Consider the following 18,750-nt stretch of genomic DNA (forward strand, 5'->3'; position numbering starts at 1 on the left):
GGTCGCCCGCCAGCCTCGCGTCAAGAGGCGAGCGAAACCCGTCCCCCGGCGTGCCGCACCAGCCCGCCGGCGATTTCCAGTTCCAGCAGCGCCAGCTGCACGGCGGCCGCGCCTTGCCCGGACTGCCGGATCAGTTCGTCGATCGCGACCGGCGCGGTGGTGAGCAGGCCGGTGATATCGGCCGGTTCGTCGGCCAGCGGCTCATCCGCCGCAAGGTACGCCGGAGCGGCTTCGCGAAACGTCGATCGCGGCGTGCCGTCAAAGCCGGACAGCAGTTCGATCACATCGGCCGCGCTCTGCACCAGCACGGCCCCGTCACGGATAAGCTGGTTGCACCCATGCGAGCGCGGATCGAGCGGCGAGCCGGGAACGGCCATCACCTCGCGCCCCTGCTCGCCCGCCAGCCGCGCGGTGATGAGCGAGCCTGACTTCGGCGCCGCCTCCACCACCAGCGTGCCGGCCGCCAGCCCGGCGATGATCCGGTTGCGCGAAGGGAAATGGCGCGCGAGCGGCTCGGTCCCCGGCGGCTGCTCGGCCAGCAGCAGGCCGGACCGGGCGATCTCTTCCTGCAAGTCGGCGTGCTCGGGCGGATAGGCGATGTCGATGCCGCTGGCGATCACGCCAATGGTCGATCCGCCCTGCTCGCCGGCAGCCAGCGCGCCGCGATGGGCCGCGCCGTCGATCCCGCGCGCCAGGCCCGAAACCACGGTGAAGCCCGCCTCGGCCAGCCCGCCCGCGAAATCGCGCGCGAGCTTCACCGCCGCCGCCGAGGCATTGCGCGCGCCGACCACGGCCACGGCGGGCCGCGCCGCGATGGCCGGATCGCCGCGAAAGGTGAGGATCGGCGGAGCGCCCTCGGCCCGCGCCAGCAGCGCGGGATAATCGGGCGAATCATGGAACAGATAACGCGCGCCGGCTCGCCTGGTCGCGGCGATTTCCCGCGCGATCAGAGCCTCGGGCGCCACCGTATAGGGCTTGCCGCCGCGCCGCGCGAGATCGGGCAGCGCATCCAGCGCCGCCGCCGCCGTGCCGAACCGGCGCAGGAGCTGCGCATAGCTGACCGGGCCGATATGGGGCGATCGCAGCAGGCGCAGCCGGGCGAAAGCCTCGTCCCGCGATAGCGCGGCCTCGCTCATCAGGCCGCGCGCATCAGGATTTGCCACCGCCGATCCGGGGCTCGGTCCCGGCGCGCAGCCGGGCGATGTTGGCGCGGTGCTGGAACAGCACGACCAGGGCGATCACCAGCAGCCCGCCGGCCGCCGCGCGATGCCCCAGCGAGAACGCCGCGATCGGCGCGGCGATCGCCGCCGTCATCCCCGCCAGCGAGGAGATCCGCGTCACGCCCAGCAGCGCCAGCCAGGTCACGGCGTAGACCAGCCCCACCGGCCAGGCGAGGCCGAAGCAGATGCCGGCGGTGGTCGCCACGCCCTTGCCGCCGCGAAAGCGCAGCCACACGGGGAAGCAGTGGCCCAGAAAGGCGGCGATCGCGGCGACCACCTCGGTGCCGGGCAGCCAGCGCGCCGCGATCAGCACCGCCGCAAGGCCCTTCAGCAGATCGAGCAGCAGCGTCGCCGCCGCCAGTCCCTTGCGGCCGGTACGCAGCACGTTGGTCGCGCCGATATTGCCCGATCCGATCGCGCGCAAGTCCCCGGCCCCGGCGATCCGGGTGAGGATCAGGCCGAAAGGGACCGATCCCAGGGCATAGCCGCCCAGCAGCGCGAGAATCCAGTTCATGCGCATCCCTTAGCCGCTCGTCGCGAATAGGCGAAGGGTTGTTGCTCTTGGCCCGATGCTGCCGCTAACAGAGCGCGGGTCCAGATAAACCAGAGGATGCCGCGTCACTTGCACAATCCCGTCGATCCCGCGGCGCCCATCCTGCTGTTCGATTCGGGCGTGGGCGGCCTGACCGTGCTGGCCGAACTGCGCGCGCTGCTGCCCCAGGCGCCAGTGATCTATGCCGCCGACAACGCCGGCCTGCCTTATGGCAGCAAGACCGAGGCGCAAGTCGCCGCGCGGGTGGCCGGCCTGCTCGGCCGGATGACCGAGCGGCTACGGCCGCGCCTCGTCTGCATCGCCTGCAACACCGCCTCCACCATTGCGCTGGGCATGGTGCGCGATGTGCTGGAAGTGCCGATCGTCGGCACCGTGCCCGCGATCAAGCCCGCCGCCGCGATGACGCGCACCGGCGTGATCGGCCTGCTGGGCACCGAGGCGACGATCCGGCAAGGCTATGTCGACCGGCTGGAGGCCGAGTTCGCGCAAGGCAAGCGCCTGCTGCGCCATGCCGCGCCGGGGCTGGTCGAGGCGGCCGAGGCGCTGCTGCGCGGCGCGCCGGTCGATCCCGCGCATATCGCCGCCGCCACCGATGGCCTGCGCGCCATGCCGGGCGGCGGGGAAATCGACACCGTCGTGCTGGCCTGCACGCATTTCCCGCTGCTCCAAGCCCAGCTTGCCGAAGCGATGGGCCCGGGCGTGCGCTTCGTCCATGGCGCGGCGGGGATCGCGCGTCAGATCGCGCGGCTGACGCAAGGGCAACCCTTTGCCCGCGCCGTGCCGGATATCGCGCTGTTCACCGCCGCGGCGCCGGAAATCCATGCCTATGCGCCCGCGCTGGCGCAATACGGCCTCAGCGCGATCGAGGTGTTCTGATGCGCGCGGTGAACCGCTGGCTCACCGCGCTGATCATCGTCACGGGCGGGCCTTATTACTGGTTCCTGCTCGACAGCACGGCCGTCGGCGCCCGGCCCCGGCCGGTCACGATCGCCCGCCTGCGCGATCTGGCGCGGGAGATCCCCGGCGCGCGGCCAAGCCAGATCCGCTACGAATTCGTCGGCACGCGTCAGGTTTCGGGCAATCTCGTCGCCGCCGGCATGGGGCTGCGGGACATTCCGCTGGCGATCTATGCGTTCCAGCTTGTCATGCCCGGCCGCGCGCCGATCACGATCGACGCGGGGCTGCCGCCCGAACGCGCGCGCCGGCTTGCGGTGGAAAGCTATCGGCCGGCCGCGCAAGCGCGCATCGACCGGGCGGTGGCCCAGGCGGCGATGACCGTGACCCTCGGCGCCGGAGCAGGCGCAGGCCCGCGCCCGCCAGCCGGAAAGGCCACTGGGCAGGCGCCGGTGGCGGTCGCGCCCGGCGTCGTCCTGATCCCGGCCACGGGCTTGCCGGCGGGCACCCGGATGCTCTTCGTCCAGACGGCCGATGCCCGCGAATACCTGTTCACCGGCGATATCGCGCCGATCGCCGGAAGCTGGCAGGAAATCACGCTTCCCGCGCGCTGGATGACCAGTGGCGAACCGCGCCTGGATCGCGCCGCGATGGCCGACTGGCTCAAGACCGTGCGCGCGCTGGAGCGCCAGGCGCCGGGGCTGGCGATCGTCGAAGGCCACGATGTTTCGTTGCCGGACAGGTTCGTGCGCGGGTTCCAATTTGAGCCAGCGCAAAAAGGCACGATTTTGGCATCGATAAGGCGCTGGAAATAGGCATGGAAATGGGATAGGGCCGCGCAATTCGGGCCGGCGGAACGTCGGACAACGCGGGACAAATCCTTCGTGAACTACGACCAAGTTTTCGACCAGGCGATCGAACGCCTGCACGCAGAGGGCCGCTACCGGGTCTTCATCGATATCCTGAGGAACAAGGGCGCCTATCCCAACGCGCGCTGTTTTGCCGGGCATAACGGGCCCAAGCCGATCACCGTATGGTGCTCCAACGATTACCTCGCGATGGGCCAGCATCCCAAGGTGATCGCCGCGATGGAAGAGGCGCTGCACAATGTCGGCGCCGGATCGGGCGGCACGCGCAACATCGGCGGCAACACGCATTACCACATCGAGCTTGAGCACGAGCTGGCGGACCTGCATGGCAAGGAAAACGCCCTGCTCTTCACCAGCGGCTATGTCTCGAACGATGCCACGCTCTCGACGCTGGCGCGCCTGCTGCCGGGCTGCGTGATCTTCTCCGACGAACTGAACCACGCCAGCATGATCGCCGGCATCCGCAACTCGGGCTGCGAAAAGAAGGTGTTCCGCCACAACGACCTGGAACATCTTGAGGAGCTGCTGGCCGAGACCGATCCCGATCTGCCCAAGCTGATCGCGTTCGAAAGCGTCTATTCGATGGATGGCGACGTCGCTCCGATCCACGCGATCTGCGACCTGGCCGACAAGTACAACGCCATCACCTACCTCGACGAAGTCCATGCCGTGGGCATGTACGGCAAGCGCGGCGGCGGCATTTCCGAGCGGGACGACGCGGCCAGCCGCCTGACCATCATCGAAGGCACGCTGGGCAAGGCGTTCGGCGTGATGGGCGGCTATATCGCGGCCGACCAGCGGATCATCGATTGCATCCGCTCCTACGCGCCCGGCTTCATTTTCACCACCAGCCTTTCGCCCGTGCTGGTCGCGGGCGTGCTCGCGGCGGTCAAGCACCTCAAGGGGTCAAGCGCGGAGCGCGACGGGCAGCAGGCCGCCGCCGCGACGCTGAAGACGATGTTCCGCGAAGCGGGCTTGCCGGTGATGGATTCCACCACGCACATCGTGCCGCTGATGGTCGGCGATCCGGTGCGCGCCAAGAAGATCAGCGACATCCTGCTCGCCGAATATGGCGTCTATGTGCAGCCGATCAATTTCCCGACCGTGCCGCGCGGCACCGAACGCCTGCGCTTCACCCCCGGCCCCGCGCACACCGAAGCGATGATGCGCGAGTTGACCGAGGCGCTCGTAGAGATCTGGGACCGTCTGGAAATGCGGCTGGCCGCCTGACAGGCGATCCGGCCGGCCCGCACGGGCTTGCCACGGCGGATCGCCCCCTAGCGCAGCTTGTCCATCCACGGAAAGCGCTTCTCGCTGTCACGCTCCAGCCGGTTGCCGCCTTGCGCCTTGGCATGGAACAGGGCCAGCTCCGCCCGGCGGATCGTGCCGTCCGCCGTGCCCGCGATCGCCGACAGGCCCGAACTGATCGTCAGCCACACATCGTTGCCGCTGGCCTTGTGGCCGATCCGCGAAAGGCTGGTGACGATCTGGCGGCAGATCGCCTCGGCCTCGTCAGGCGGCGCATCGGGCAGCAGCACGCCGAACGTCTCGCCGCCCACGCGTGAGACGATGTCCTGCGGGCGCACCAGGCTGCGCAGGAATCCGGCGATGGCCACCAGCACTTCATCGCCCGCCGACGGACCATAGCGCAAGTTGACCGCCTTGAAGTGGTCGATATCGAACAGCGCCAGGCTGCCCCTGGCGTGCGTGTCCAGCAAATGGCCCAGCATCCACACGAAGGCGGGGCGATTGGTCAGGCCCGTGAGCGGGTCGGTCAACGCCGCGGTGAAAAGCTGCTCTTCCAGGTCGCGGCGCTCGTCCAGGCTGCGCATGATGCTGAGCACGCCGTAAGCCTGCCGCGCGTCGTTCAACAGCGGGCGCATACGGATGGCATACCAATGCTGGCGGCCATCGTTGGTCCGGGCGGCGAATTCGACCCAGTCGGTGCTCTCGTGCCCGGCGACGGCGGCCTCGTGCTCGGCGCGGACCACCGCGAGCGATGCAGGCGCGACCAGATCGAGCAGGTGCGGCGCGTTCGCCGTGTCCGGCAGAGCGAAGCCCAGATGCTCCAGCGCCGTGGAGGCATGGAGGATGCGGCCTTCGCGATCGGTTTTCAGGATAACGTCCGTCGTGCCGGCCGCGACCAGTCCGTAAAGGGCCGAGCCCTCCTGATGCGTGAACTCGAAACCCACAATCGCCAGCGCCCCCCAGCGCCCGTTGCCCCCGGCCCGAAGCGGGATCGAGACAACGCCTCGCACCGCCCGGTCCGGCCAGCCAGATGAATTGGAATAGAAAACTATTTAGAGAATATACTTCGCGACCCAATACTAATCCAATACCAGTTCGTTAGCTTTGTTAACTTACTAAACTAACAAACTGCCATATTAATAATCCATTTATCACGATTCCATTTCTTGAGAAGATGAGTCGTGATCGTGCGAACACATTTCGACGAAACACACGGGAAACCGGCATCTTTTTCGGCCGGAAAAACGAAGACGATGGCCGCGTGTCGCCGCCCGGCCGGCGCGACTCGTATAACGAAGCCGAATCGCCAATGCCGTGACCGGAACGCGCGCCGCCGACAGCGGCTTACAGCTCGATCAGGATCCTGACCCTGTCGGGGCTCGTCCCGAAGGCTGTGGCGATGTCCTCGCGGCTGCGGGCCAGCAGTTCGCGCCGGCCGGTATCGTCGCGTTCGGGCAGAAGTTCGCCCAGCGACACGTTCAGCGCCTCGGCCAGTTCGGCCATCCGGCTTTCAACCGGACGCGCCCGGCCCTGCTCCCAGGCCCAGACCGTCGGCTTGCTGACGCCCAGCCGGGCCGCAAGCGCCGCCAGGCTGAGCCGTGCCTGCGCGCGCAGGCGCTGCAGACGCATGCCGAAGGATTCCTCGGGCCCGGCCGCCGGCCGCTCGCCAAGCTCGATCGGCTCACCGACCGCGCTGCGCAGCCGCGCCGCGCTCAGGGCCGCCGTGCCGATCGGCGTATCGAACTGGCAGCCGAACAGCCGCCCGCTCGTCCAGATCACATGCGCCAGGGTCGCGCCCGCCTCGGGCAATTCCAGCGCGATCGCCTCGCCCACGGTCAGCGCGATATCGCTTTCCACCAGCAGGCCGGTGGTCGAGACATTGTGGACAAGGACATTGGCGGCTTCGCCCGAAGCGAGCGCGCCCAGCGTCTCAAGCCGCAGATTCCTGCGCGGTTCGCGCCGTCCGCCAGCCGGCTGCGCGGTCTCGTCCAGATGCGCCGCGATGGCCATCGCCTGTCTCCCGATAAGGCGGACAGGTCAGCGGCGCGGGGTTAAGATTTGGTTAGAGCCGCTTGGGAAATGTGCCCAGCATCGCATTGGAGCATGGCACCAGCGCCGAAAAGCGCATCCAGCCAGACGAAAAACCCCGCGAGACATGGGCCTCGCGGGGTTTTTCCCTTTTCAGCGGCAGCCCGGCTTCAGCGCAAGCTGACGACGTTGTCCGAAACGCGCGGATCGGCCCGCTCGCCGGTGTAGAGGCTTTCCATCGGCTCGTCGGTCACGTCCACCGCGCCGCCCTGGCCGAAGCCGTTGAAGGCGGTGCGCATCGCCGCGCCATAAGCGCCGAGCATCCCGACCTCGATATAGTCGCCCGCCTTGATGTCCGCCGGCAGCATGAAAGGGCCTTCCATGAAATCGGCATCGTCGCAGGTCGGGCCATAGAACGAGAAGCCTTCCTCCTCGTCCGAACGCGCATCGGCCAGGCACTTCACCGGGAAACGCCAGCCGACGTGCGCCGCATCGTAGAGCGCGCCGTAAGCGCCGTCGTTGATGTACAGTTCGTTGCCGCGCCGCTTCTCGACCTTGACGATCAGCGAGTTGTACTCGGCCGAAAGCGCCCGGCCCGGCTCGCACCACAGCTCCGACGAATAGGACACCGGCAGCGATTCGGCGGCGCGGTGGATCACGTCGAAGTAATCTTCCAGCGGTGGCGGCTCCATGCCCGGATAGACCGAGGGGAAGCCCCCGCCGACATCGACGATATCGACCGTGACCGATGCGTCGACGATCGCCGCGCGCACGCGGACGAGCGCCTGGACATAGGCGAACGGCGTCATCGCCTGGCTGCCGACGTGGAAGCACACGCCCAGCCAGTCGGCAACCTGACGCGTGGCCTGCAGCAGCGGCGCAGCATCGGCAAGGTCGATGCCGAATTTCGAGGCGAGGCTCAGCTCCGAATATTCGGACGAGACGCGCAGCCGCACGCACAGGCGCAGATCCGCCGCCGGCTCGCCCGAGGCATCGGCCGTGGCGGTGACGATCTTTTCCAGTTCCTCATGCGTATCGAGGCTGAAGGTGCGCACGCCGTGATCGAAATAGGCTTCACGGATGGCCCCGGCGGTCTTCACCGGGTGCATGAAACACAGCGTCGCTTCGGGCAGCGTGGCGCGGACCAGCCGCACTTCGGCAATCGAAGCGACATCGAAATGCGTGATCCCGGCATCCCACAGCACGCGCAGCAGCTCGGGCGAGGGATTGGCCTTCACGGCATAGAGCGAGCGGCCCGGGAACTTCTCGGCAAAGAAGCGGGCAGCGCGCGCAGCAGCGTGCGGGCGATTCAGGATAACGGGTTCGTCGGGCGCGAACGCCCTGGCTACAGCCGATGCATCAAGATGATTGTGCAACTCAAGGGACCCCCAACGGATAAGTTAGCGAAAAGCTGCCTTGCGGTTTGGAAGTCCCCTTGGGGCAGCGGAGCGGGGATATAGGGGTGCAAGTGCGAAGTGCAAGTTAAAATCACGCTAGTTCATAAAACTGTCACAGAGCCGGAAGCGCTTTGCCCACGAAAGGCCGGAATTGCGTGAAAACCCTTGCAGGTCATAGCCTTGGCACGAGCTAAACGATGACACAGAGATGAACCGCGCGCGACTGATTTGTGACCGATTCGGGCACCGAAACGGCGCGCGCGGACGGCCGGGGCGAATCGTTTCCGGCCACGCGGCAAGCCGCCGGCCTCCGGTCGCGAGGTTCAGAACTGGACTTGCGGAACCTGATCGACGACGCCCTTCTCGCTGGCGTCGAGCCCGTTGAAATCTTCATGCCGGAAGCCGAGCGCGCCGGCGAACAGCACCGCCGGGAACGATTCGATCCCCGCGTTATAGCGCGATACCGCCGCGTTCAGCGCCCGGCGCGCGGCCGCCAGCTTGTCCTCGATGTCGGCCAGCTCGCCCTGCAGCGCCTGGAAATTGGCATTGGCCTTGAGATCGGGATAAGCCTCGCCCAGCGCCAGCAGCCGGTCGAGCGAGACCTTGAACTGCGCTTCGGAATCCGGCGAGGGGCTGGCCGTGGCCCGGTTGCGCGCCTCGATCACACTGTCGAGCGTGGTCTTCTCGTGCGTGGCATAGCCTTTAACGGTGGCGACCAGATTGGGCACCAGATCGTGCCGCTGGCGCAGTTGCGCGTCGATGTCCGCCACGCCTTGCCGGCAAGTCTGGCGCAAGGCCACCAGCCGGTTATAGATGCCGATCAGCACCATGGCGATCACGGCGAGCACAACCAGGACGATAATCGTCGACATTCGGCGAGATCCTTCAGCGTTTCGCCCCGAGGCGCTATCACGTCCGCCGCGATTGGCAACGCCCATGATCGTGCGGCCCGATGCCGATGCGCTGCTGGCGGGCGAACTGGGCCAGTGGCTGGCCGGCCAGGGCGATGCCCGCGCGGCGGCGAAAGCCGCGGCGAAGCGGCGGCGGCGCTGGGGCTTCATCGGCGCGGGCGTGATCTTTGTCGCGGTGCTGGTCTTCAGCGGCTTCGATCTGGGCAAGGCCTTGTGGTTCGGCGGCGCGGTCGCGGCGGGCGGCTGGGCCTGGGGCGAAATGGCCAAGCAGCCGGTGATCGCCGCGATCAAGGGCGGCATCAACGGCGCCATCGCCCGCGCGCTCGACGTGGATTACAGCCCCGAAGCCACGCCGGGCGAGGAATTCCGCCGCGCCAGCCAGTTCCAGCTCCTGCCCGGCCATGACGCTTCCCGCTTTGAAGACCTGTGGCGCGGCACCGTGGGCGATCGCTCTTTCCAGCTTTATGAAGCGCACCTGACGCGGCGTGAAGGCTCGGGCAAGAACCGCAAGACCGTCACCAAGTTTCGCGGCAGCGTGATCACCATCGGCTTCGCGCGGCGCTTCCACGGCGTCACCCTGGTGGAGCGCGAGCAGACGCGGCGCAACTGGTTCGGACTGGGCAGCGACAAGACCGAGCTGACGTTCGGCGATGTCACGCTGCAACGCTGCGACATGGTCGATCCCCGGTTCGAGGACCAGTTCACCGTCTGGTCGAACGATCCGGTGGAAGCACGCTATCTGGTCCATCCCGCCTATATCGAGCGGCTGGTGGCGGTGGAGCAGGCCTATGCCGGCCAGAACATCCGCGCGCTGTTCGACGGAGGATCGCTGGTGGTGTTGCTGGAAACCGGCAACCTGTTCGAAAGCGGCTCGATCGAGGCGCAGGACGACCGGCACTTGCTGGAGCGCACCATCACCCAGTTCGGCGCGCTGGCCGACCTTGCCGCGGAGCTGAACGAGCGCGCGCGGGGCAATTACTGAGGGGGTGGCCGCGCCTCTCCCGAGTTTGGCTGGCGAGCAAGCCTGCCTCTCCCTCCCCCGTCCAGGGGGAGGGATATACGTCAGCTCAGGCGGTCGCGGAAATCCTCGTACTCGAAGCGGCGGACGCATTCGAGCGCGTCGGTTGCGGAATCCCATAGCCAGATCGAGGGCAGCGGCACGCCGTTGAAGGTCGTGGTCTTGACCATCGAGTAATGCGCCTGGTCGAGAAAGGCGAAGCGCTGGCCGGGCTCGCAGGGCACGGGCAGCGCATAGTCGCCGATCACGTCGCCCGCCAGGCATGAGGGGCCGCCCAGGCGCACCCGGCCGCCCTGCCCTTCGTCCACCAGATCGTCGGTGGGGATCGGCTCCTCGCCCAGCATGGCGGGACGATAGGGCGCCTCGATCACGTCGGGCATGTGGCACGTCGCCGAAATGTCGGTGATGGCGATCGGCATTCCGTTCCAGCCGGCATCGAGGATCGTGCCGACAAGGATGCCGGCATCGAGCGCCACGGCCTCGCCCGGCTCCAGATAGACTTCGGCGCCGGTATCGTCCTGCAAGTCGATCAGGAATTCGACCAGTTCGTCGCGCTGGTAATCGGCGCGGGTGATGTGGTGGCCGCCGCCCAGGTTGATCCACTTGAACTGGCCGAACCATGGTTCGAGGAAATCGAACGCCTTGTCCCAGGTGCGCCGCAACGGCTCGAAATCCTGCTCGCACAAGGTGTGCATGTGGATGCCGTCGATCAGTTCGATATGCGCGTCGGTGAGCTGGTCGATCGGGAAGCCGAGCCGGGAATGCGGCGCGCAAGGGTCATAGCGCGGCACATCGCCCTCGGGGTGCAGCGGATTGACGCGCAGGCCGATATCGAAATCCTCGCCCCGGCTGCGCGCGTTCTCGATGATCGGCCAGAACCGCTCGATCTGGCCGGGCGAATTGAAGATGACGTGATCCGACAGGCGCAGGATCTCGTCCAGATCCTCCGGCTTGTAGGCGGCGCAATACGTCGCGATCTCGCCATCGTAGAACTCGCTGGCGAGCCGCGCTTCCCACAGGCCGGACGTGCATACCCCATCGAGATATTCACCCACGATCGGCGCGACCGACCACATCGAGAAGGCCTTGAGCGCGGACAGCACTTTCGCGCCCGAACGCTCGCCCACCTCGGCCAGCACGCGCAAGTTCGCGCGCAGCTTCGCGGCATCGACCACGAAGGCGGGGCTATCGACGCGCGACAGGTCGAACTGGGCGAAGGCCCCAGGATCGCCGGCTCTGGTTTCCATGGCTTACTTCCCCGAAAAGATCAGCGCGGCGCCGCACACGATCAGCGCAAAGCCGCCAAGCTGGGCGAGACTCGGCTTCTGGCCGAAGACATACCACGCCATCAGCACGAACGTGCTGGCCGACATGAACAGCTGGATGGTCTTCAACTGCGGCAGCGTATAGGCGGCCGAGCCGATCCGCACCGCCGGCACCACAAGGCAATATTCGAACAAGGCCAGGCCCCAGCTCAGCAGGATCGCCAGCCAGAGCGCACGATCGGGCACCTTGAGATGCCCGTACCACGCGACGTTCATGACCAGGTTCGATCCCGCCAGCATCACGACGGGCAATATCAGGCTCCAGTTCACGCGGGTCAGAACGGCAGCGGCCCGTCCAGTTCCTCGCAAGTCCACGGCAGGCCCTGCTCGTTGAGCATCGCCATGTAGGGATCGGGATCGAACTGCTCCATGTTGAACACGCCCTCGCCCCGCCACTTGCCGGTGAGCATCATCGCCGCGCCGATCATCGCCGGAACGCCGGTGGTATAGCTCACCGCCTGGTTGCCGGTTTCCTCATAGGCGTCTTCGTGGTCGCAGATGTTCTTGATGTAGAACGTCTTCTCGCCGCTGCCGTCAAGCGCTTCGCCCGTGGCGATATCGCCGATATTGGTCTTGCCCTTCGTGGTCGGGCCCAGGCTGGCGGGTTCAGGCAGCACGGCCTTGAGGAACTGCAGCGGGATGATCTCCACCCCGTTGTAGAGCACCGGATCGATCCGCGTCATGCCCACGTTCTGCAGCACGGTCAGGTGCTGGATATAGGCATCGCCGAAGGTCATCCAGAAACGCGCGCGCTCCATCTCGGGGACGAAGCGGGCCAGGCTTTCCAGTTCCTCGTGGTACATCATGTACATGTTTTTCGGGCCGACGGCTTCGAAGTCGAAGCTCTGCCTGGTGCTCATCGCCGGGGTCTCGACGAACTGGCCGTTCTCCCAATGCCGCGCGGGCGCGGTCACTTCGCGGATATTGATCTCGGGATTGAAGTTGGTGGCGAAGTGCTGGCCATGATCGCCGCCATTGCAATCGAGGATGTCGAGCGTGCGGATGGTCTTCAACTTGTGTTTCTTGAGCCACATCGCGAAGACGCTGGTGACACCCGGATCGAAGCCCGAGCCGAGCAGCGCCATCAGCCCGGCCTGCTGGAACCGTTCCTGATAGGCCCACTGCCACTTGTATTCGAACCTGGCCACGTCGCGCGGCTCATAGTTCGCGGTGTCGAGGTAATCGACGCCGGTGGCAAGGCAGGCATCCATGATCGCCAGATCCTGATAGGGCAGCGCAAGGTTGACGACGAGTTCGGGGCCGATCGATTCGATCAGCTTGCTGGTCGCGGCCACATCGTCGGCGTCGATCGCGTAAGGGGTGATGTCCACGCCGGTGCGGCTCTTCACCGATTGCGCGATCGCCTCGCACTTGGCGACAGTGCGGCTGGCAAGGTGGATATCGCTGAAGATATCCGGGTTCATCGCCATCTTGTGCACCGCGACCGAGCCGACCCCGCCCGCGCCGATCACCAGAACCTTGCTCACTCGCACCTCTCCTTGCCTCGGACATTGCCGACAGAACGAACGCCCGGATATAGGCGGCATCCATGACAACTCAACACATGCGTGAACCGACCCGCGCCGGCGTGGAACGCGCCGCCGAAAAGGTCGCGGCGATCCTGCCGCAAACCCCGCTGCTGCCGCTCGAAATCGACGGCGCGACCGTGTGGTGCAAGGCCGAATGCCTGCAGCCGGTGGGCGCGTTCAAGATTCGCGGCGCGTGGCACCGGCTGAGCGACCTTTCCGAGGACGAGCGCGGGCGCGGCGTCGTCGGCGTGTCCAGCGGCAACCATGCGCAAGGCGTGGCCTGGGCGGCGCGGCGGCTGGGCATCGCGGCGCGGATCGTCATGCCGCGCGATGCCCCGGCGGTGAAGCTGGCGGCGACACGCGCGCTGGGGGCCGAAGTGGTGCTTTATGACCGCTACAGCGAATCGCGCGAGGAGATCGCCACCGCGCTTTGCGCCGAAAGCGGGGCAACGCTGGTGCACGCCTTCGCCGACCCCTGGGTGATCGAGGGACAAGGCACGATCGGCCACGAACTGCTGGGCCAGATGGAACGCCTCGCGGGCGGCGGGCCGGACCTGATCGTCGCGCCGTGCGGCGGCGGCGGGCTGACTGGCGGGCTTGCGCTGGCCTGCCCGGACGCGGCGGTGGTGCCGGTCGAGCCTGAGGGCTGGGACGATGTCTGCCGCAGCCTGGCAGCGGGCACGATCGTGCCGGTGGGGCCCAATCCGCCGCCCACCGCCTGCGACGCCTTGCAGACGCTTGCCACCCAGCCGGTCAATTTCGCGATCCTCAAGGCGCGCTGCCCGTTCGGCCTGGTGGTGACGCCGACTGAAGTCCGCGCGGCGCAGCGGCTGGCTTTCGCCCGGCTGCGGCTGGTGATCGAACCGGGCGGCGCGGCGGCGCTGGCGGCGGTGCTGGCGGGCAAGGTCACGCCCGGGCCGCGCGGCGTCGTGGTGCTGTCGGGCGGGAACACCGATCGCGCCGCCTTCGCCCAGGTGCTGGCGAGCGACGATTGACAAGCCGGAGCGGCGGGCCGACGCTTGCCCCCTGACGAGAGGGGAACCCGATGATCGGCATGGCAATCCTGCAACCCGTGGTCGCGCTCGCCGCCTGGACCATGGTGATGTGGTTCTGGCTTTACGGCACGCGCATTCCGGCGCTGAGCGCGGCCAAGGTCGATCCCGACGATCTGGTCCACGATCCGACCAAGGGGCTGGATCAGGTGCTGCCGCCGCAAGTCATGTGGAAAGCGCACAATTACAACCACCTGCACGAAGCGCCGACGGTGTTCTACGCCGTCGCCATCGTGCTCGCGCTGGTTGGCGCGGGGGACGGGCTCAATGCCCAGATCGCCTGGGCTTATGTCGTGCTGCGCGTGATCCATTCGCTGATCCAGGCGACGGTGAACAAGGTCATGGCCCGTTTCGCCGTCTTCGCGCTGTCCAGCTTCTGCCTGATGTTCCTGGTGGCGCGCGCCGTGCTGGTGATGTTCTGACATGGATTTCGACGACCAGCTGCGCCGCTATTTCGGCACCGCCGATCCCGCGGCGATCGCGCCCGCCGCGCTTGCCGCCGGGATCGAACGCATGGCGGTGGACCTGGGCATGGAAAAGGATCGCGGCCGCCGCTTCGCGCTGTGGACGCTGATGCACATGTTCGGCGCGGCGCCCGATCTCGACGTCGCCTTCAAGACCGAGGAAGACCGCGAGGCCGCGCGCGATTTCATGGACATGCTGGACCGCGCGCAGCGGGACTAGCGCGCGGGCCTGCCGTCAGGCCACCTTGAGGCGCCGGGCCATCGCCTGCTCGTCCATCGTCGGCGTGCCGCGCAAGTGGCTCAGCCGGATGCCGGTGCAGGTCATCTTGAAATGGGTGAAATCCTCATACCACGACAAGTCCTCGGCCGACTTGCCCGAAAGCGCCTGCCACAGCGCCACCGTCTCGTCGTGCGATCCCATGCCTTCCAGATAGGCACCGACTTGCGAGCGCGGGCCGTGCATCGTCTCGGCCAGCACGCAGAACCAGGCGAGATCGTGCAGCGCCCCGCCCAGCGACGGCTGCTCCCAGTCCATCACCGCGACGACATCGAAATTCTCGTCGAACATCATGTTGCCGATGCGTGCGTCGCCCCAGACCAGCCCTTCGGGCCGGTGCGCGGGCCAGTTTTCCTTCAGCCGGGCCAGCGCCGCGCGCAGCACCGGCTGGGGCGCGACCTCCTCCAGCCAGCTGGTGAAGCGTTCATACTTGTTCCATTCCTGCGCGAATCCCCGGCGCGCGCCTTCCGGCCCTTCCAGGAAGCCCAGCTCATCGAGCGGCACGTTCTGGATCGCGGCGAGCTGGCCCACCGCGTTGCGCCACAGCACGCGGCGCTGTTCGGGCGTGGCATCGGCCAGCCAGCCGCTGCGCGCGTAAGGCGGGATCGAGACCGGCACCCGTCCCTGCTTCCTTTCCATGACGAAGAAGGGCTTGCCCAGGATCGCCGGGTCTTCCTCGAACCACAGCGGCCGGGCGACGCGGACATGCCCGCCATCGCTCAGGAACTTCATCACGCGATACTGCTGCTCGAACAGGGTATCGGGAAACACGGTGAAGCGATCGGGCCTAATCCGCACGACGCAGCCCTGCCGGTGCTCGCGCCCGCCCTGCGTCCAGCGCGCGTCGAACAGGATCGTCTCGTGCGATTGCCCGGCGCCGCGCGGATAGGCCAGGTTCTCCACGCTTATGCCCGATGCCCCCGGCAGCCGCGTCGCCAGCCATGCGGCAAGATCGCGCGCCAGATCGTCTAGATCGCGCGTTTCGGGGGCAACGATGACATCGGACACGCATTTCTCTCCCAGCCGGCGGCCTTTGCTGGCCGTTCATACATATTCACTATCGCGAATATATTTTCGGCTATTTGCATAAGACGCGGGCGCTCGCCGGTCAAGCCGGGCGCCGGACAGCGCGCTCGATGCCAAATGCGCGAAAAAAGACGGGATTTGCAGCGACGCCCGGCCGCCTCTCGAACAACCGCGCTCAGTCGTCGCCAAGATTGCCGGAAAGGAACCTGGATATGCGCTCGCAAGCCTCGCGCAGCCGCTGTCCGGCCCGTTCCACTTGCCCGGCCGATTGCGACAGGTGGAAGCCCGCCATGACCAGCGCGATCGTCACCTTGTCGCGCGCGTCATAGATCGGCGCCATGATCGCCATCAGCGAATAGGCCTGGTCCGGCCGAAGTTCGAGCAGCGGGATCACCGGCAGTTCGTCGGTCCTGGCATCGAGCAGCGAGGTCGCGCCCGGATCGACTTGCGCCGCGCCCGGACGACGCACCAGCGCGATGAAGCCATGCTCGCGCACGAATTCCATGCCGCGCGTCATCAGGTCGACCTGTTCCGGGCTGGGGCGCGGGTCGGTCCGGTCCAGCCAGGCATCGGCCTCGCGCGGGGCGCGGGCGTAGAAGGCGATGGCCTGGACCGAGCGCAAGGGCATCCGCGTGCCGAGCGGCACCGGATAGCCGACATGGCTGAGCGATGCCGCGCGGTCGCGCAAGTGGATGACATCGCCTTCCAGGAAATAGGCGCCGCACACGACATCGAATTCATCGGCCAGCGCGCGCATTTCCGGCTGCGCGACTTGCAGCGGCGAGAAATGGTCCGCCGCCGTCCGGCCGATCGCGGCGAGCGCGGGGCCCAGCACGTAAGTCTTGTCGCCGGTGCGATAGAGATAGCCGACATCGACCAGCCCGGTCAGCAGCGCGTGGCACGTGGCGCGGCTGAGCTTCAGCGCGCGGACCAGATCGGTCAGGGCGAAAGCCTGGCCGGGATGATCGGCGATGAAATTGAGGATGGCGGCAACACGCCGGACACCGGGCGAAGAACGCGACATATTCTCTTTCGCTATTTCGAATTTAGCGGCCTAGGTGCTCCATCACCCCCCGTCAATAGCACCGCAAGCGTGTTTCGAAACGCGCATGGCGGCACCAGCCCGCTGGGCCACCCGGCTTCCCATCGGAATGATACTTTGTGAAAGGCAAGGTGGGGTATCGGGTTGGTGCCGCAACGAAATGCGCTCTTCCGCGCATTTCCCAACCACTTTTCACACCCGGCCCAGCCGCTCGGCCATCATGCTCGCGATCTGGCGGCGCGCCACCTTGTTGCTGTGAAGCAGCGGCACGTCCTCGCGCGCGATCGCGACATAGGCGCGCGGCACCTTGTAGCTGGACAGACGCTGGCGCAGCGCGCGCTCGATCGCGGCGAAATCGAGTTCCACCCCTTCGCGCGGGACCACCGCCGCCACGACGAGCTGGCCGCGCTCCTTGTCGGGCAGTCCGACGACATAGGCATTGTGCACGCCTTCGAGCTGCTGCATCTCCATTTCGACCTCGGCGGGCGAAACGTTCGATCCGGCCGCCTTGATCATGTCGCCGTTGCGGCCGACGAAATGGATGCGCCGCCCTTGCGGCCGATCCTCCACCAGGCACATGTCGCCCGTGCGGAAATAGCCGTCGGCGGTGAAATGCTCCGCCCGCTCCACCTTGTGCAGCGCGGGCGTGACCGGATAGCCGCGCACTTGCATCTCGCCCACTTCGCCATCGCCGACCGGCTGGTCGTTCTCGTCGGCGACGCGGATCTCGTAGCCGGGGCCGAAATGGTCCATCGGCGCGCAGACCGGATAGCCCGGCGCGCGGAAATCATCGCCCCAGGAATAAGGCCCCAGCGTCTCGCTCATGCCCAGGCCCCACCACGGCCTAGGGCCCTGGATCAGCTTGAGGTCTTCCTCGGCCAGAACGCTGCCCATGGCGAAGCGGCTGTTGCTCAGCGTGCGCTCGGTGCAGATCGTGGTGGCCCCGGCCATCCAGCTCGGCAACAGGTAGAGCATCATCCCACCCACCCAGAACATCGGCAATTGCGCCATGCAGCGCCCGCCAGCCGCGATCCCCAGCATTCCGGCCAGCGTACGCGCGCGGAACAGCACCGGGCCGTGCAGGTGCTTGACCCCCTTGGGCAAGGCCATCGACCCGGACGTGTATATCTCGACGAACTGGTCGGTCGGGTGGACTTCGGCCTCGATCTCGCGCAGCAGATCCTCGCCCACGGTTTCGGCCGCGCCGGTCAGGAAGGCCATGGGACGGATCGCCGCCGGCAAGCCCGGCCCGCTCGATACGATCCAGCGCAAATAGGGCACGCGCCCCAGCCGCAAGTCACCGCCCGGATGACCGGCCAGTTCGGGCAGCGCCTCGCCGATCCGCTCGGCATAGTCCTTGCCCAGCATGGCGCGCTGGATCACCAGCCCCTGGATGTCGGACTGGCGCAGCACGCGGACCAGTTCGTTGGCGCGGATCATCGTGCTGATCGGCACGGCCACGGCGCCGATCCGGCCGATCGCGGCCAGCATCAGCGCGAAATCCGGGCCGTTGCGGAAAATGAAGCCGACGCGCGCGCCCTTGCCGATGCCTTTGGCGATCAGGCCGCGCGCGATCAGCGCGGAACGCGAATCGAGTTCGGCGAATGTCGCGGCTTCGGCATCGGCGGCGTCATCCTCGATGGCGATCGCCACCGCATCGCCGTAAGCCGCCGCCGCCGCGCGAATCAGTTGCGGGAAAGTCTTCGCTTCCGCCGGTTCCGGGGCAACCGCCCTGTCGCTGCTCACCTCGATCCGTCCTCTCTCCATCCCCAGCTTGCGCGCTTGATGCCTTGCCCATTCGCGTCAGCCAAGCCCTTCGCGTGCCGGCACGACGCGGGAGCGACCCGATCCAGCCTGCGCGGGGCCCCTGAATTTGGCCGATAAATTCGCTATGGCA

19 protein-coding genes are annotated in these 18,750 nt (G+C 67.1%); 7 read left to right on the plus strand and 12 right to left on the minus strand.

Going from position 1 to position 18,750, the window contains the following annotated elements; translation table 11 throughout:
* Positions 1–20: 20 nt before the first annotated feature.
* Complete coding sequence (dprA, locus tag PYV00_RS22155; protein WP_275230559.1) at positions 21–1,136, minus strand: DNA-processing protein DprA; 1,116 nt, start codon at positions 1,134–1,136, stop codon at positions 21–23.
* Between the two features lie 13 nt (positions 1,137–1,149).
* Positions 1,150–1,734 carry a glycerol-3-phosphate 1-O-acyltransferase PlsY gene (plsY, locus tag PYV00_RS22160; protein ID WP_275230496.1) on the minus strand — a complete coding sequence of 195 codons (585 nt, stop codon included), beginning with the start codon at positions 1,732–1,734 and terminating at the stop codon, positions 1,150–1,152.
* Between the two features lie 108 nt (positions 1,735–1,842).
* Here plsY and murI point away from each other — a divergent pair, with 108 nt between their 5' ends.
* The 3 genes from murI (at position 1,843) to hemA (ending at position 4,766) form a co-directional block, all read left to right on the plus strand.
* Complete coding sequence (gene murI, locus PYV00_RS22165; RefSeq protein ID WP_275230497.1) at positions 1,843–2,649, plus strand: glutamate racemase; 807 nt, start codon at positions 1,843–1,845, stop codon at positions 2,647–2,649.
* Positions 2,649–3,482: a hypothetical protein gene (locus PYV00_RS22170; protein WP_275230498.1), complete on the plus strand. Its 834-nt coding sequence runs from the start codon at positions 2,649–2,651 to the stop codon at positions 3,480–3,482. Before murI ends, PYV00_RS22170 begins: the two co-directional genes overlap by 1 nt.
* 69 nt (positions 3,483–3,551) lie before the next feature.
* Positions 3,552–4,766, plus strand: a complete 1,215-nt coding sequence (gene hemA / locus PYV00_RS22175) for a 5-aminolevulinate synthase (protein ID WP_275230499.1) — start codon at positions 3,552–3,554, stop codon at positions 4,764–4,766.
* Positions 4,767–4,813: 47 nt separating this feature from the next.
* On the opposite strand, the gene PYV00_RS22180 is transcribed toward hemA, so the two are convergent.
* From PYV00_RS22180 to PYV00_RS22195, 4 genes are all read right to left on the minus strand, one after another.
* Complete coding sequence (locus PYV00_RS22180; RefSeq protein ID WP_275230500.1) at positions 4,814–5,794, minus strand: GGDEF domain-containing protein; 981 nt, start codon at positions 5,792–5,794, stop codon at positions 4,814–4,816.
* A 334-nt stretch (positions 5,795–6,128) separates the two neighbouring features.
* On the minus strand, positions 6,129–6,794 hold the full coding sequence (locus PYV00_RS22185; RefSeq protein WP_275230501.1) for a helix-turn-helix domain-containing protein: 666 nt from the start codon (positions 6,792–6,794) through the stop codon (positions 6,129–6,131).
* 188 nt (positions 6,795–6,982) lie between these two features.
* Complete coding sequence (locus tag PYV00_RS22190) at positions 6,983–8,188, minus strand: type III PLP-dependent enzyme (RefSeq protein WP_275230502.1); 1,206 nt, start codon at positions 8,186–8,188, stop codon at positions 6,983–6,985.
* Positions 8,189–8,532: 344 nt separating this feature from the next.
* Positions 8,533–9,081, minus strand: coding sequence for a LemA family protein (locus PYV00_RS22195; protein ID WP_275230503.1), 549 nt, complete (start codon positions 9,079–9,081; stop codon positions 8,533–8,535).
* 64 nt (positions 9,082–9,145) lie between these two features.
* Between PYV00_RS22195 and PYV00_RS22200 the strand changes: the two genes are divergently transcribed.
* Positions 9,146–10,102 carry a DUF3137 domain-containing protein gene (locus PYV00_RS22200; RefSeq protein ID WP_275230504.1) on the plus strand — a complete coding sequence of 319 codons (957 nt, stop codon included), beginning with the start codon at positions 9,146–9,148 and terminating at the stop codon, positions 10,100–10,102.
* An 80-nt stretch (positions 10,103–10,182) separates the two neighbouring features.
* Here PYV00_RS22200 and PYV00_RS22205 read toward each other — a convergent pair whose 3' ends face one another.
* From PYV00_RS22205 to PYV00_RS22215, 3 genes are read right to left on the minus strand one after another with little or no spacing between them, the layout of a single operon-like run.
* Complete coding sequence (locus PYV00_RS22205; protein ID WP_275230505.1) at positions 10,183–11,385, minus strand: carboxynorspermidine decarboxylase; 1,203 nt, start codon at positions 11,383–11,385, stop codon at positions 10,183–10,185.
* Positions 11,386–11,388: 3 nt separating this feature from the next.
* A complete protein-coding gene (locus PYV00_RS22210) occupies positions 11,389–11,733 on the minus strand; it encodes a DMT family protein (protein ID WP_275230506.1) in 345 nt (114 codons plus the stop codon).
* Between the two features lie 5 nt (positions 11,734–11,738).
* A complete protein-coding gene (locus PYV00_RS22215) occupies positions 11,739–12,950 on the minus strand; it encodes a saccharopine dehydrogenase family protein (RefSeq protein ID WP_275230507.1) in 1,212 nt (403 codons plus the stop codon).
* Positions 12,951–13,012: 62 nt separating this feature from the next.
* Between PYV00_RS22215 and PYV00_RS22220 the strand changes: the two genes are divergently transcribed.
* The 3 genes from PYV00_RS22220 to PYV00_RS22230 are packed head-to-tail and all read left to right on the plus strand — an operon-like array spanning position 13,013 to position 14,728.
* Positions 13,013–13,987 carry a threonine ammonia-lyase gene (locus PYV00_RS22220; RefSeq protein ID WP_275230508.1) on the plus strand — a complete coding sequence of 325 codons (975 nt, stop codon included), beginning with the start codon at positions 13,013–13,015 and terminating at the stop codon, positions 13,985–13,987.
* 50 nt (positions 13,988–14,037) lie between these two features.
* The gene (locus PYV00_RS22225) at positions 14,038–14,466 is read left to right on the plus strand and encodes an MAPEG family protein (protein ID WP_275230509.1); all 429 of its coding nucleotides are present in this window, start codon (positions 14,038–14,040) and stop codon (positions 14,464–14,466) included.
* A 1-nt stretch (position 14,467) separates the two neighbouring features.
* Positions 14,468–14,728, plus strand: coding sequence for a hypothetical protein (locus PYV00_RS22230; protein ID WP_275230511.1), 261 nt, complete (start codon positions 14,468–14,470; stop codon positions 14,726–14,728).
* A 15-nt stretch (positions 14,729–14,743) separates the two neighbouring features.
* Here the strand turns inward: PYV00_RS22230 and PYV00_RS22235 are convergent, their stop codons facing one another.
* From PYV00_RS22235 to PYV00_RS22245, 3 genes are all read right to left on the minus strand, one after another.
* Positions 14,744–15,793 carry a phosphotransferase family protein gene (locus PYV00_RS22235; RefSeq protein ID WP_275230512.1) on the minus strand — a complete coding sequence of 350 codons (1,050 nt, stop codon included), beginning with the start codon at positions 15,791–15,793 and terminating at the stop codon, positions 14,744–14,746.
* A 193-nt stretch (positions 15,794–15,986) separates the two neighbouring features.
* Entirely contained in the window at positions 15,987–16,835 is an 849-nt protein-coding gene (locus PYV00_RS22240; protein WP_275230513.1) for an IclR family transcriptional regulator, read from the minus strand.
* 210 nt (positions 16,836–17,045) lie between these two features.
* A complete protein-coding gene (locus PYV00_RS22245; RefSeq protein ID WP_275230514.1) occupies positions 17,046–18,599 on the minus strand; it encodes a class I adenylate-forming enzyme family protein in 1,554 nt (517 codons plus the stop codon).
* Between the last annotated feature and the right edge of the window lie 151 nt (positions 18,600–18,750).

The organism is Novosphingobium album (ex Liu et al. 2023), assembly GCF_029076845.1.
In the GTDB taxonomy this organism is placed as follows: domain Bacteria; phylum Pseudomonadota; class Alphaproteobacteria; order Sphingomonadales; family Sphingomonadaceae; genus Novosphingobium.

Bases quoted from the DNA above. Each gene is read 5' to 3' on its own strand.
- PYV00_RS22195 (WP_275230503.1), bottom strand. From the start codon at position 9,081: ATGTCGACGATTATCGTCCTGGTTGTGCTCGCCGTGATCGCCATGGTG.
- PYV00_RS22185 (WP_275230501.1), bottom strand. From the start codon at position 6,794: ATGGCCATCGCGGCGCATCTGGACGAGACCGCGCAGCCGGCTGGCGGA.
- dprA (WP_275230559.1), bottom strand. From the start codon at position 1,136: ATGAGCGAGGCCGCGCTATCGCGGGACGAGGCTTTCGCCCGGCTGCGC.
- PYV00_RS22225 (WP_275230509.1), top strand. From the start codon at position 14,038: ATGATCGGCATGGCAATCCTGCAACCCGTGGTCGCGCTCGCCGCCTGG.
- PYV00_RS22240 (WP_275230513.1), bottom strand. From the start codon at position 16,835: ATGTCGCGTTCTTCGCCCGGTGTCCGGCGTGTTGCCGCCATCCTCAAT.
- PYV00_RS22200 (WP_275230504.1), top strand. From the start codon at position 9,146: ATGATCGTGCGGCCCGATGCCGATGCGCTGCTGGCGGGCGAACTGGGC.
- PYV00_RS22170 (WP_275230498.1), top strand. From the start codon at position 2,649: ATGCGCGCGGTGAACCGCTGGCTCACCGCGCTGATCATCGTCACGGGC.
- PYV00_RS22230 (WP_275230511.1), top strand. From the start codon at position 14,468: ATGGATTTCGACGACCAGCTGCGCCGCTATTTCGGCACCGCCGATCCC.
- plsY (WP_275230496.1), bottom strand. From the start codon at position 1,734: ATGAACTGGATTCTCGCGCTGCTGGGCGGCTATGCCCTGGGATCGGTC.
- PYV00_RS22205 (WP_275230505.1), bottom strand. From the start codon at position 11,385: ATGGAAACCAGAGCCGGCGATCCTGGGGCCTTCGCCCAGTTCGACCTG.
- PYV00_RS22220 (WP_275230508.1), top strand. From the start codon at position 13,013: ATGACAACTCAACACATGCGTGAACCGACCCGCGCCGGCGTGGAACGC.